8 protein-coding genes are annotated in these 14724 nt (G+C 35.6%); all 8 read right to left on the bottom strand.

Annotation, left to right across the window (positions count from 1 at the left end; translation table 11 throughout):
• Positions 1 to 30: 30 nt before the first annotated feature.
• Positions 31 to 4536: a hypothetical protein gene (locus OM074_RS16545; protein WP_301201468.1), complete on the bottom strand. Its 4506-nt coding sequence runs from the start codon at positions 4534 to 4536 to the stop codon at positions 31 to 33.
• A gap of 13 nt (positions 4537 to 4549) precedes the next feature.
• Entirely contained in the window at positions 4550 to 5389 is an 840-nt protein-coding gene (gene prmA / locus OM074_RS16540; RefSeq protein ID WP_301201466.1) for a 50S ribosomal protein L11 methyltransferase, read from the bottom strand.
• Between the two features lie 150 nt (positions 5390 to 5539).
• Positions 5540 to 6295 (bottom strand): triose-phosphate isomerase, encoded by a 756-nt coding sequence (gene tpiA, locus OM074_RS16535; protein WP_301201464.1) that lies wholly within the window; start codon positions 6293 to 6295, stop codon positions 5540 to 5542.
• 37 nt (positions 6296 to 6332) lie between these two features.
• Complete coding sequence (locus OM074_RS16530; protein ID WP_301201462.1) at positions 6333 to 7559, bottom strand: BT_3928 family protein; 1227 nt, start codon at positions 7557 to 7559, stop codon at positions 6333 to 6335.
• Between the two features lie 6 nt (positions 7560 to 7565).
• Entirely contained in the window at positions 7566 to 8120 is a 555-nt protein-coding gene (locus OM074_RS16525; protein WP_301201460.1) for a DUF1599 domain-containing protein, read from the bottom strand.
• Positions 8121 to 8273: 153 nt separating this feature from the next.
• Complete coding sequence (locus OM074_RS16520) at positions 8274 to 9905, bottom strand: SulP family inorganic anion transporter (RefSeq protein WP_301201458.1); 1632 nt, start codon at positions 9903 to 9905, stop codon at positions 8274 to 8276.
• Positions 9906 to 10431: 526 nt separating this feature from the next.
• Positions 10432 to 13146: a PAS domain S-box protein gene (locus tag OM074_RS16515; RefSeq protein ID WP_301201456.1), complete on the bottom strand. Its 2715-nt coding sequence runs from the start codon at positions 13144 to 13146 to the stop codon at positions 10432 to 10434.
• Positions 13147 to 13274: 128 nt separating this feature from the next.
• Positions 13275 to 14690, bottom strand: a complete 1416-nt coding sequence (locus OM074_RS16510) for a COG3014 family protein (RefSeq protein WP_301201453.1) — start codon at positions 14688 to 14690, stop codon at positions 13275 to 13277.
• Positions 14691 to 14724: the final 34 nt, after the last annotated feature.

Here is a 14724-nt window from a genome sequence, read left to right as displayed (position 1 = left end):
TCGTATTTTCTTGTTGGTCAGTATTTCTGACTATTGTTGTGGGTGTTCTGCATTTGCATCATTTTCCTCTTCCTTTTCCTTTTTTATTAACTCTTGTCCGCCGGCACCTACGCTTGATTTTATGGCAGAATAGCCATAGTTTTTAGAAAAGCGGTTTAATTTACTGGCTGGTGCCAGAATGTATGTAAAGGATTTTTCACCAATTCCTCCTTTCAGTTTCCGTTTGTCTTCATCCAATGTTTTAACGGCTTCGTTGTATGTTGGATCAGAAGAAAGGGTTTGCATCATTTCTCCCCTATGCGAGAAGTAGAACCAGGTTCCTTTATCAAATAAAATAATCATGTCAATATAGTTTCCGCTTCGTTTTTTTACAATTTCGGCAGTAACATGCACCTTTTTATTGATCACATAATTTTTCACAAAGGTTAGGTCGGCCTTGCCATCCGAAACATAAGCATGGGCAGCACCATCAAATGATAAATCTATATTTCCGAAAGTGAACATATTGTTTATTTCCGGAGTTAAATTTTCAATTTGTTTTACTGTGTTCTTTTTAGCAAGAAGTTTTTTTGCTTCTGAAGGTCCAATCCATTCTGCAAATCTTTTTTGAAGTGTTTCATCGCTTATTTTGCTTTCAGTAGCTCCGGAAGCTAAAATAGCAGTAACCATCATATTGGTAATGGCTTCATCAAAAAAGAAGTCTATACCCATGGCATTGGTAATGGTAATTCTATCTTTCTTAGGATTATCTATGATTGTACCTACATTTTTGTATTTAAATTGTCCCAGGTCAATTCCATATTCCAATGGTCCTTCAGCCAAAACATCACATCTTGAGTTTGAATACTTGAATACAACACCTGTACTATCAGGGTTGTTAATTTTATGAAGAGGGGCAATTTCAAAGGCATTTTCTTTATCGTTAAAATGCAGGTAACCTGATGCCGAAATTACAGGAATATCACTGTAATCTTTCCGTGATTGCAGGAAAGAAGAGTATATATGGGCCGAATCTTTTGTTATGAAAAAGTCGCGATAGATATTGTCTCTTTCATAATTTTTAGGTTCATCTCCTATAGGAAACATGATGTTTGAAGGATCGATTACTGAATTGAAATACATAAAAGTTTGCGGGCCTCCATTACAATGATGCAACATCTGCACGCCCCCGTCAAAATACAGGTTTTGCTGATTGGCATTTAATGTAGACTTTCCTTTGAATGTGAAGTTTTTATCAAAAGTAAATAAATCTGTTTCAACAATAGTACCGGTTGCAGTCGTGCGTTTTTCTTCAGTGAGTTTAATATCATTCATCTGAATAGTGAACTTTTTACCGTTCCCATTTATGTAATCATATTCTCCATATCCCGAATAATCATATTTCCCATCAATGTTTAGATGAGAATTATAGATTGTATGTGCAAAGGTTGAATCTTCCAAAAGGATAGTAGCACTGTCAATTGGAGCCATTTCTGCATTTTCATAAATTGTAATAAACCCATCATTGAGCTGTATGTCTGCATCTGCAACATTGATGTTTTTTACTTCCTCAGCAAAAATAATTTTCTTTTCTACATCATATCTGGCTAGTGGGGCTTTAAAATCAAGTGAATCCTGCTTTCTGTGAGTGGAAACAAATCTGTTACCTTCAGATCCGGAGGCTCCCATATAGATGTTGTTTAAGTCCATATCCCATGAAAATTCACTGATATAGGATATATATCTGTTATCTGTAAAGTTTACTAAACTACCACCGCTTTTTGAGATAAACTTACCTTTTCGCGTTTCAAAATCAATGTTGGAAATAAGGTTGGTAGTATTAAATGAAACATCTCCCATATCTCCGCTTACTAAATTAAAATCAGACGAATCGGCAAGTAAAGTGTGTCCGCCAAAGGTCATGTCCGGGGAAACAATATTGGCTTTGTCCATATAAAAAGTTCCTTTCCCGGTAGCACCACCTTTCCCAATAACGATCTTGCCCTCAAGCTGGGCTTCATCATTAAACATGGTAAAACTTTGTTCCTGACTGGTTGATTCTAATTTGTCTTGGTAAGGATAATATGCAATATGATTGAATTTACCGGTTACATCCGGATATTCAACACCTTCTTCCTGCTTGTCCACTATAAAATCATATGCCTGCCCGTTTGTTTCTTCAGGCAAAAACAAAAAGTTTTCAGATTTGGAAGTAGATGTAATATATTTTAAAGTCCCGTTGCCTCTTAGTCCCTTATTACTTAAATCAATATCGGCTATGTAGGTTGCCCTGTGGTCATAAATATCATAGCCTTGTTCTGGAGTTGCCCTGTTAAACCCTAAGGAGTAGTCGGTTTGTACAGTAAGGTTTTCTTTAAATGTTGGGAAAATATTTGAAACAAAAGTTCCTTCAAAGTCAAAATTCTTACGAGATAGCTTACTTATACTGTCCATACTAAAAGTATCCAATCTGAAATAAAATTTCTCCCTGTCGTATAGTCCGTTTTGTATTTCTGGCTTATCGTAATAAACATAGGATTCGGATGAACTATGAAGGATGGGATACTGACTGTAATAGTTTCTGCCTGATTTGTTGTCTGGTTTGTCTATCTCCAGTGTCCCTGAAAGTTTTTCTATGGCATTTTGTACATAAGTTAGTTTGGCATGTCCAAAATAATCCAGTTCACCTGTTTGTACTTGCATTCTTAACGAGTCAATGTTTCTCATGTCAATTAAGAAATTATCGTAATTAAACTTGAAACCTTCTCCGTATAGGTTGAGCATCCCGGCGTTGATAACACCATCAAAAATGAAGTTTCTGTTCCGTTTAAGCAGTATTTTTTCGTCGCGGGGGAAAAATACAACATTTTGGTTGTCAGATATGGATATTGATTTAACACCGTTGATGTTAAGATCGAAGTTTAACAGGTCGATATGGGCATTGTTTACTCTTCCTGGTGTATTTGAGGCAAAGCGTATCACGTCAAAATCTTTTTTGCCTAGCCTGAAATCAAGGTAATCTTTTAAGCGCTGACGGATTTGAATTTCATCTGTATTTACGTTATATCCGATAAACCCAAAAAAAGATAACTGGATAACTTGTTGTCTTACCTGAGCTTCTGGTAAACCAATCATCTGTGCATAATCGTATGCCGTAAAAGGTTTGCCTTTGTGCATTCTTGAACAGTTTTTGAGTCCTTGTAAAGGGTGTATGGCATCCATGCCTTGAAGCTGGTTGTAAAAGTTTTCGCGGAAGTAACTTAGCGATTCAAAAGCTCCATGGTTTTCAGCAGCTCCGGAAACCATCTTTAAATCGATAATATTTTTATCCAGATTCCAGCTAAGCAGCTCAATATCCATACTTACATTGTGAAAAGTATTAAAATAGGGACTGATAGCTAATCCTTCTCCATCTCTGATCAGATGCAGCTCATTAAGGTCTGCCATCAGTTTAAAGGTTAGTCCGGGATGATATATAAAACCTGTATCTAATTGAATTTTAACTTCTGTGTCAGTACTTAGAATCTGATCTTTTCGTAGGGCAAAATAGAGGGATTTGGCTGTAATAAATAAAGTATCATTTCTGAAAATGGTTATTGTGGCAGGATCTTCATATGTACCTGCACCTAAAAACTTGGCCCCATTTTGAGCAAAGCCTCCTTCGTAGTTAATGTTGGGGTGAATATTGGTTAAATCGAACCTTTCTTCTCTGGATAAAAACTGGGGGTATGTGGAAGCTTCAGGTGTGTTGATATTCATTACCTTATGCTTTAGTCTACCGTTCAGGGGCTTATCAAAATATATATAGTTGTAAAACTTTACTGTGTCAATTTCGAAACCTGCATCCTTAAAGGGGAATGTGTATTGGTTAAAAGTGGCATATAGTGAGTCTGCTGAATAACCGGAGCGTTCCCAGGTAACTTTTCCTTTGTCTCCTTTCCATATATTTGTTGTATAATTAAAAGATCCCGAGGTTTCAAAAATTTTAATACTGTCATTTTTTGAAAAACAGGTTAAGTCTAATGCCGGAAATACCCCGATTAAGTCTTTATCGTATCTCAGTTGCCAGTGGTTGTTATTTGAAGCCCATTTGGTAGATGGAGTAGAGTATACAACATTATTTTTTAACAGGTCGCTCGTAATTTCCAGGAGTTGGTTTACTTTTCGTAGGGGGTATCTTTTTTTCTTTATAAGGTCGGTTATGGCAGAATTCCATGCATTAAAATTACTTTCTGATATTTCTGAATTTATAAATTCTCTGACAATAGATAAATAGGTTACGTAATCAGGGACAGGTCGTGCCCTTTTTATTGCCATTTGGTTACAGTTGTCAATAATATTCAACTTTAATTCTCCTTCGAGTTCCGGATTATACCAAAATTCAGACAATTCCTGTGTGTATTCTTTCGCAAACTTTTTATCTGCAATGGATTTGAATATATTTTCAATGGTTGGAATAAACTCTTCAGGATTATCACTGAATAAGGGTTGCGATGATTGGGAAAAGGTGGTTAAAGAAAAAAATAATGTTAGAACTGAAAGTATAATTATTCTCATAGGATTTTTTTTATTACGACAGCGTATACGCAATTGCTACCCATTTGTTGTCTTCCTTCATAGATATTTTGGATAAGCCGTTTTTGACACACTCAGCATCAATAGCTTCAATGTCGAAATTGTAAAAACCACTTAAAAACAATGTACCCCCTTTTTGGAGAACCTGTGTGTATTTACTGATGTCTTCAAGTAATATGTTCCTGTTGATATTGGCCAGGATTGTGTCATATTTATCTTTGCCTAAAAGAGATGCATCTCCACAATAAACTTGCATCTGTTCAATATTGTTGAGCTGAATATTATCGTTGGCATTATTAAAGGCCCACTCTTCAATGTCTATACCTACAACGTTTTCAGCATTCTTCATTGCACATAATATTCCTAATATTCCGGTTCCACATCCCATATCAAGAACTTTTTTGCCAGTGAAATCATTTTCCAGGATGTGTTTTATCATTAAACCGGTAGTTTCATGGTGGCCGGTGCCAAATGCCATTTTAGGCTCAATTAATATACTATACTCAGTTTGAGGAATATCAGTATGGAAGGGGCTGCACACAACGCATTTGTCTTCAATAAGTATTGGGTTAAAGAAGTACTTTTCCCAGGTTTCATTCCAGTTTTGATCTGGCATTTCCTCAAAATCAAAAGAAATTGAATAATCGCTGTTGTTTACAATTTGAAGTTCTTCTATATCATGGGTAGAAAAACTTGAAGTGGGGATATATGCATTGATTCCGTTTTCAGTTTCTTCAAAACTGTCATAATCAAACTGTGACAATTCTGCAATTAAAACATCCCTGATAAAATCATTTATAGGAGTAATCTGAAATGAAACTTTTGTGTATTGCATTGGAGGTGTAATTTAAATGAAGTTAAAAATAATAATTATACCCATATCACAACAAAATTGTAAAAATAAAACAATGGATGTTGGAATTGGGTCTGCATAAAAAAAGACCGTCGTTGGCGACGGCCTTTAATACAGTATAATGTTTTTCAATTAAAATGCATCGATAATACCAACAAAATCTTCAGCATTTAATGAAGCACCTCCAATTAAACCACCGTCAACATCAGGGTTAGCAAATAATTCTTTTGCGTTTCCTGGTTTACAGCTACCACCGTAAAGGATAGAACAGTTGTCAGCAACTTCAGCACCATATTTGTCAGCAATTACAGAACGGATGTAAGCGTGGATTTCCTGAGCTTGCTCTGGTGTAGCAACTTTTCCTGTACCAATAGCCCAAACAGGTTCGTAAGCAATTACAATTTTACCAAACTCTTCAGCAGAAAGGTGGAATAAAGCTTCTTCAATTTGAGTTTTTACTACCTCGTTTTGCTTGTTTGCTTCTCTTTCCTCTAACACTTCACCAATACAAAAAATTGGAGTTAATCCGTTGGCAAGTGTAAGGTCAGTTTTTTCTTTTAAAATTTCGTTTGTTTCTCCATAGTATTCTCTTCTTTCAGAGTGACCCAGGATGATGTATTCAGCACCAGTTGATTTTACCATAGATGCTGAAATTTCACCTGTGTAAGCACCAGATTCTTTGTCGGCACAGTTTTGTGCAGCAACAGCAACTTTATCGGCATCAACTGTTTTTACAACTTCAGTAATGTGGGTTGCAGGTACACCAACAATAACCTTGCAGTTAGGAGTTTTAGAAGCTAAAATGCTTTTTAACTCAGAAGCTAATTCAACCCCTTCTTGTAGGGTTTTGTTCATTTTCCAGTTTCCGGCAACAATGTTTTGTCTCATCTTAAAAAATGTTTGTAATTAAAACTATATTGATTATTTATATATTTCGTTTATAAACAGTGAGTGTTGAAAATGCAACAGCCATTAATATAAGCATAGTAATGGTGATGTTCTCTTTTTTATTTATCAATTCACTTACAGCAAAGGATGTTGGGTTGCTAAAATCTTTTATTTCCGGGATGTCATTGTGATGCCATTTCCCGATTATATTACCATCTTGTAGCAGCACTACCCCCGGATTGGATCTGATTACCGTCTTCAACATGGTTTCGTCAGCTGTTAGGTAATTAAAGCCTGCTTCAGAACTAAATTCAAAATTAGTAATGTCATCCGTTGGCGAAGCGGTTAAAAAATATGTTTTGATACCCTTGTTAATTACTGATTTTTGCAGATCGGACAGCTTGTCGATGTTGGCTCCCCATGTTCCTTTATTAATTTGTGGTGAAATAATTAATAGGGTAGGGGACTTCTGTGATAAAATATCCTGGGTAATATCTTCGTTGTTTTCATCAATAAGAACAAAATCATGGATTGGAGGTTCGTAGCCGGTTTTGATTACTTTAGTTTCATTTCGTACAAATACCCATGTGGAATCATCATATGGATAATCCGTGGCACTAAAAGATTTTTGTTCTCCATCCTTTTCCAGTATAAACGCAGTTTCATATTCAGGTTGCTCTGCATCTTCAGGAATTACCATTCCCTGATTTATGTTATTTCCCACTTTATATGGTCTGAAATCCATCAAAGGTAAATGATCATAAGAATACTTTGTAACCCCCAGGATGGCAAACGTAAAACCAAAGGTGAAGACGAACTTAACAAGGCCGGAGGGTTCTGTATTTGTGTTTTTTCGTTTTAAGAAAATATATATTGTTGGGATAAATAGAACCACATTTTTAAAAAATGTTTCCCAGTTTGTTAGTTTTAAGGCGTCTCCAAAACAGCCACAATCGCTTACCGGGTTGGAAATGGCAATGCCCAGGGTTAATGGCGTAAAAACGCACATAAAAGCCAGAGCAACAAATGAAAATGTTTTAATTCTGATACCTAAAAGTAAATGTATACCTGTTAAAAATTCAAGAGCAGAAACAGCAAATGCTAAAGGCACGACAGAAAAGCTTAGCATATCCATATTAAATGCCGTTAAATAATCTCCAAATTTTATGGCACTTCCTATTGGATCTACAGCTTTTACAAAGCCTGAAAAAATAAAGAGAGTTCCTACAAGTATCCTGCTTAAGTAAAAGAATAGTTTGCTCATTTATTTTTAATTATTTTCTACTCCAAAGTCAAGTTGAATCATGGCAAAAATAGCATAATTGATCATGTCAAGATAATTGGCATCGATACCTTCAGAAATAATAGTTTCGCCCTGATTGTCCTCAATTTGTTTTGTTCTGTGCAATTTCATTAAAATCAGATCAGTAAAAGAACTTGTCCTCATGCTTCTCCATGCTTCATCGTAATCGTGGTTCTTGTTGAGCATCAGGTTTTTTGCCTTGTAAATGTTCTCCAGATATAGTTTTAAAGCTTCTTCCTGATCCATTTCTGGTTGATCAGAAGTTCCTAATTCCAGCTGGATAATGGCCATAGAAGCATAATTGATGATGCCAATGAATTCAGATCGGATACCTTCGTCTATTTTTGAAACGCCTTTAGTTTCTATACTCCTAATACGCTGGGCTTTTATAAATATCTGGTCAGTCATGGATGAAGGTCTTAATATGCGCCAGGCAGTGCCATAATCCTTCATTTTCTTTTCAAAAATATCTTTACAAACAGCAATTACATGCTCAAATTGTTGATCTGTTTTTTGCGACATGGTGTTTTTAAAAAATTTAGGCGTAAAAGTATCAAAAAATCACATATTACGGTAACATAATGAAAGATGATTGCATTAAATTGTTGTAAAGCATTAAAAAAAAGCAAAAGATAACATATAAAGGTGTCTTTTGCTTTTTTATGAAATATTAAATTATTCTTGTCTTACGTAGGAAACTGCCTTGTCAAAAGATTCAAAAATATTCTCCTTTCCTATCATATCAGGTATGCCATATTTTTCAAAATCTTTTAAAACCTCATTGTTAATGCCCGACAGGATAATCTTAACATTGGCATTACGAAGCGTTTTAATGGCTCCCTTAAAATTGTGAATTCCTGTTTGGTCGGCAAAGGATACATGGCGCATCCTTATTATTATCGTGCTATAATCGTTTCCGATATTTTCAATTACCTGGGCGTATGTTTTTGACGAGGCAAAAAATAAAGGACCGCTTATTTCGTATATGCTAACATGTTCAGGTAATTGAGAGTAGTCCTCCAGCAGGTCTGTATCAATGATATAATCTATTCTTTTTTCTGCAATGTCCGACATCCTTTTCATAAATAATAGAGCTGATAAAACAACACCAACCTCAATAGCTACAGTAAGGTCAACCACAACTGTTAATATAAAAGTAGATAGCAGGATAATGATGTCAAAAAATGACCCTTTGAGGATGGATAAGAAAGATTTCCATTCGCTCATGTTGTATGAAACTACAATTAATATACCCGCCAGGCACGACATAGGGATTAGTTTTGCATACGGGCCTACGAATAACATAATTATAAGTAGGGTTACAGCATGTACCATTCCTGCTATTGGAGTGCGACCTCCGTTTTTAATGTTAGTTGCCGTTCTTGCAATGGCTCCTGTGGCTGGAATACCCCCGAAGAAGGGAGTGAAAATATTGGCTATCCCCTGAGCAATAAGTTCTGTGTTTGATCTGTGGTTTCCACTAATCATCCCATCAGCAACAACTGCCGATAGTAATGATTCAATTCCACCTAATAAAGCAATAGTTAAGGCGGGGGCAAAATAGGTTGGAATATCAGCTAAAGAGAAATCAGGAATTGAAAATGATATGTCTCTGGGAATATCGCCGAAAAATGTTTCTATAGTGCTTACCGGGATATCAAGGAAGTACACAGTTGGGGTGATTATAATTATGGCAATAAATGACCCGGGTATCTTTTTAATAAATTTTCCTGAATATAGACTTATGATAATAGTAATTACGCTGATTAATAGTGCTTTGTAGTTAATATGGTCAAGGTTTGATATGTAAAAGGCCCATTTTTTAATAAAATCAGAAGGTATGTTGGTTAGCTCCAGACCAAAGGCGTCTTTTATTTGGGTAGAAAAAATGATTAAGGCAATACCGCTTGTAAATCCAACAATAAGCGGGTGTGGAAAAAATTTAAGTACATTGCCCAGTTTGAGCACTCCAAAAATAATCAGGATAAATCCGGCAAGGATAGTGGAAATTAGAAGTCCATTGATGCCATATTGTTCAATAATCCCAAAAACAATAATAATAAAGGCACCTGTTGGACCCCCAATTTGCACGCGGCTTCCCCCTAGTAACGATATGATAAAACCAGCAACAACAGCGGTGATCAATCCTTTTTCAGGTGATACCCCGGAAGCAACGGCAAATGCAATGGCAAGCGGCAGGGCAACTATCCCCACTATGATTCCAGCTAAAATATCAGAGGTAATTTGTTTTTTGTCAAAACCAGCTTTTAAAAGACTAAAAAACTTTGGCTTAAATATAGTATTCATTTTATTTAGATTAAACTATGTTTTGTGTTATAAAATATTATTGTTCTTTTTAGTAATGTGTAGAGCAGGTTGGTATTGCAAATACTCAGTTAAAGAGTTTATTTTTTGTCTTGTTGTGTAATAAGACAACAGACTACAACTATTTATTTCATCATTATGGATGGAAATATGCCATAGTCAATGTGTGTAGTATTCTTTACGAAAAAAATGCTGTAATACAGTTGTTTAGCCGAAAAGGCTGTTGTGCTTTGTGGATATATTTCATTGGTAGATAACCAATTTGAATTTATCGATTATTTACTAATAATATATTGCAATGAAAGGATGTTCTTGTTATTAAGCAAACAGCCTCCGGATCTTTTCATCCGGTATAGATATGAGGGATAACAACCATTGAATCGTTGAATTTTGCCACAAATGTATTGAAATGCACTATTTGATATTTCGATTTAAGAGAAATTAACACAAAGGGAGGTGCTAAGTGGGGAATTGTATTGTTTTTTGTTAAAAAATGTATATTGTTTCTTTAGTTTAGCTGAGGAATTTTTGAGTATGGTAAAGAAAAATAAAAAGTGGATCCTTTGTTAACGGTTGAATCAACCCATATTTTCCCGCCTAATAGTTCAACGAGACTTTGGGATATGGCCAGGCCAAGACCCGTTCCTCCATGGGTTCTTGTAATTTGAGAGTTGGCCTGAGCAAACCGTTCAAAAATCATTTTCTGCTCCTCTTTAGCAATTCCAATCCCGGAATCCTGGATGTAAAATTCCAGGTAACGACCTTCAATTACAGAATAACCAATCTTTATTTGTCCGTTTTGAGTAAACTTAATGGCATTACTTATTAAGTTGTTTAATACCTGACGAATTTTATTTTCATCAGAATTGATATATGCTGATGCATCGCTTAGTGGAGTTGTGGTGATTAGTATATTTCTGTTATCATTAGCTCTTTGGGTAAAGGACTCAAATACGGTTCTGATCAGTTCATTAATATTGGTAGGGGCAAGGTTAACTTTAATTTGCCCGGTTTCAATTTTTGATATTTCTAAAACATCGTTTATTATATCAAGAAGTTGCCTTCCGCTTTTTACAATAACAGATGTGTAATACTCTCTTTCTTCAGGGTTTAGGGTTTTGGAGTTTAGAAGTTCAGAAAAACCTATTATTCCATTCATAGGTGTCCTGATTTCATGGCTCATATTTGCCAGGAACGAAGATTTTAACCTGTCACTTTCTTCTGCTTTTTCCTTAGCTGTAATTAGCTCGTTTTTTTGTAGTTCTCTTAACGTAACGTCTCTAATAATTGAAAGAACATGGTTACTGTTAAGATATACCATCCTTGATTCAAATATTTTAGGCTCACCATTGATGCTAAGTTTATAATTATAGGTTTCTGCCACTTTTGAATCAAGAACCTTAGCTATTTTTTCTTTTGTTAGAAGATCTATGTCATGGGGTAAAACATCTTCTGCTTTTTTATTAATGAATTGTTCAACTGGTTTGTATAGGTCCGTTGGTGTATTATAATGGTAATCGGTTATGATGCTATCCTTGTTAAAAACAAACATCATGTCAGGGATAGCAGAAAGTAATCCGTTAACTTTAGAAATGTTATGCTCAAGTTTTTCGTTGCTAAGCTTTAGGTTTTCAACAAGAACTTTCTCGTTTGATATATCAGTTAATGTTCCAATTCCTTTAACAGGAGTGTTTCCTTTGAAAAGGATCAGCCCGTTGCCAAGTAGATGTTTCGACTCCTTATTGGAAATTGAAATTTTAAACTCCTGTTTCCAGGCTCCTTCATTATTTATGGCCTTTTCCCATTTGGTTTCTATGGTTGGCCTGTCTTCGTCTGCAATGAGCTTATTTAAATCAGTAATAGAATGGATTGAGTTTAGTATGGGTGAAATGATATTGGGGTTGCTATGCCAAAGGAGGCCTTTTGTAATAGGATCCCACTCGTAAATAATATCAGATATATGAGTTGCTACAAGTTTAAACTGTTCCTCACTTTCTTTTAAAGATAGTTCAATGCTTCTTTTTTCGCCTATATCCTGTGCAATTCCATGTATGCCTGTAAAATTGTTTTTGTTATCATATACAGGACGAAGAGAAATCCTAACCCATTGGTCTTTTTGTGATTTGTCGCGTAGTTTTAATTCTGCAACAACTGTTGAGCCTGATTTTACCCGATTCAGGGCATCATAAAACTCAATCTTATAATCTTCCTGAATGAAATTTAGCATATGATGCCCGATGATTTCTTCAGGTAAGTATCCTATGATAAAGGATATTACTGGGGATATGTAGGTGCATATGCCTTCCTTATCTATAGAAAAAATTACATCATTGATCTTTTCCACCAGATCTTTGTATTTCAATTCGCTGGCTTTTAGTGCATTTTCCATATGCCGCTTTTCCGACAGGTCTTCCAGAGTGCCGATGGCCCCACATATCTTTTTTGAAGAATTATATACAGGTGCGGTTTTTAGTAACACATAGGTTGATTGACCACTGGTTGTGGTAATATAATCTCCTTCATATTCACTTTCTTCTCCTAGTAAGGCACTGGCTATGCATGGTATGGGCCTTTTGTCAATAAGTTGGTTTAAATTCATGCCCATTAATGTGGCCCGGTTTGTGTTCAGGATTTCACAGAATTTTTCGTTGCAATCCGTAATGATCATGTTTAAATCCCAATAGAAAATCCCAACAGGTGAGAAATGAAAAAAATGCTTAAACATTTCCGAATCATCAAGCAGGGTATCCATATCTGTATTTGACGCCTTATTTGATCTGGAATGAGCTTTAAGGTCGTCTTCAATTATTAACTTTAGTCTTCTGATTTGGTTAATTCGCTCATCAGAAAATAAATTGAATTCTTTTGAATATAGACAGATGGCACCAAATGTAGAGCCATCGCTATTGATAACTGGAAATCCATAATAACACTTCATTCCTGATCTGTATTCTATTGTTTCTGAATATGATGTGTCTGATTGTAATTGTGAAATAGAAACCTCCTTGCAGTTGCGGATTGTATCTCTGGTTATCGATTTTTTGTTTGCAGTTTTCTCAAATATCGTATTCTCATTTGGATGGTTGTAGGCAATGGCTACCAGGTTGTCTTTATCTACTTCTGTAGCTAAAACAATACATCCCTGCATTAACTCAGAGATTAAGCTGAATTGATTCTTCCAGCGTTTTAAGTATAGGTTATAGTTTTGTATTTTAATATCCACCTTCTGCCTTTGATAAATTTCTATAATTTTTGAAATTAACACAATTAGTGTTATCTAACCAATATTGTTGCATCAAATTGATGAAATGCCAGTATTTGCTGTTAAACAGGTAAGTTTTGGCTGTAACTTTATAATTGGTGGAAGGTGAAGAATTTTGTTTCACCTTTAGAAATAGTAAATCGAAATTGTTCGGGTTGTTTTTTGCCCTTAACTTTTAGTTGTACTTCATTTTCTCCTGCCTTCAATGGAATTCTGGAATAATGGATGGCATAGGGAATTGATTGCCAGTTTCTTGTATCCGCTTTTTCGCTGATGGCATTTATAATGCTTATTACGCTTCCAAGGTTTTTGTCTTCGCTATTGGCAATGCTTTCTATGGCTTTTTTTGTAACCAGGCGAGCAATTCCATTGGCAAGTTCACGAGCCATTCTGTCTTTTAAGGATTGGAAGGCGATGGCATTAATGTTTTGCGATAGTTCAAGGGGATAGTCGTTGCCGCTCATTAATATGGAAGCTTCCTGATAGCTTGGTTTTCGCTCAACATATTTTGGGAAAGCAATCCTAAGAAATGAAAGGTTTTTAAAGGCGTTTTGCTCTGTTTTCTTTCTGTTTCCAATGTAAATGGGAAAATCAAAACCATATTCCTCGTTTACAAAAGTAACCCATCCGTTATTATAGCCAGCGTTTGTAAAGTTGATGCTCCATTCTGATTTTATTGGCCCAAAACCATTCATCCACAAAAATATTAAAGAACCATCCGAAACGGAGTCTGTATTAAAAGTAAGCTGTAATTTCTCACTATATTTTTGATATTCTTGTTGAAGCCCTGCTTGGTAGGCGGTTCTTACGATGTCTTTTTTTAGTTGTTCAGGTGGGGGCAGGTTAAAAAGGGTTGAATAATCTTGTTCGTATCCCTCCAGTGCATTCCTGTATGCAATAAATGCATTGTTCTTGTCTCCGGAAGCATCATATATCATTCCCATTAAGTTATGGGCAAATGCATCGTTGGAGTATTTGTTTTTTGTCTTTTTGTATTTGTCGTTGAGCTTTTGTAGTACAATATTTACCCTGCGGCATTCCACAAGGGCATCTTCATAGTTGTTAAGCATCAGGTAGTTTAGCGATTTGTAATAGTGAACCATTACTGCCTCAAAATCTTCGGCCTTATAGGGTTTTATCATTGGGTTTGAAATCAGGGCCAGGGCTTCGTTCCCATATCCCGACCTGTAATCTTCATTGTAAAGATCTGCTTTGTTCAAAAAGAAATTGCTTTTTTGGTAATTACCAAGCATGAAATTTACCATGCCCTGATTCATGTAATATAAAACTCTGTTTATCCCTTTGTCTGATTTGGAATCCTTATTCAGAAGTTTTTCTGCAGATGAAAATTCTCCACTAACTATATAATCCTGTAGCTGATAGTTTTTTTGGTAGTAGGTGGCACATCCCAATAGAAAAGTAAGGAATAGTGAAAAAGTAACTATTGCAATGTTTTTAAAGGGATGATTCATATCAAACATCAGAAAATGAACAGGACAAGCCATTCATGTTAAAAAGGAAAAAAGAGACTTGTCCGGT

Source organism: Plebeiibacterium marinum (assembly GCF_026013615.1).
Taxonomy (GTDB): Bacteria; Bacteroidota; Bacteroidia; order Bacteroidales; family Marinilabiliaceae; genus Saccharicrinis; species Saccharicrinis marinus_A.
The sequence above is the reverse complement of the archived record's forward strand: the minus strand, read 5'-3'. Positions and strand labels throughout refer to the sequence as shown.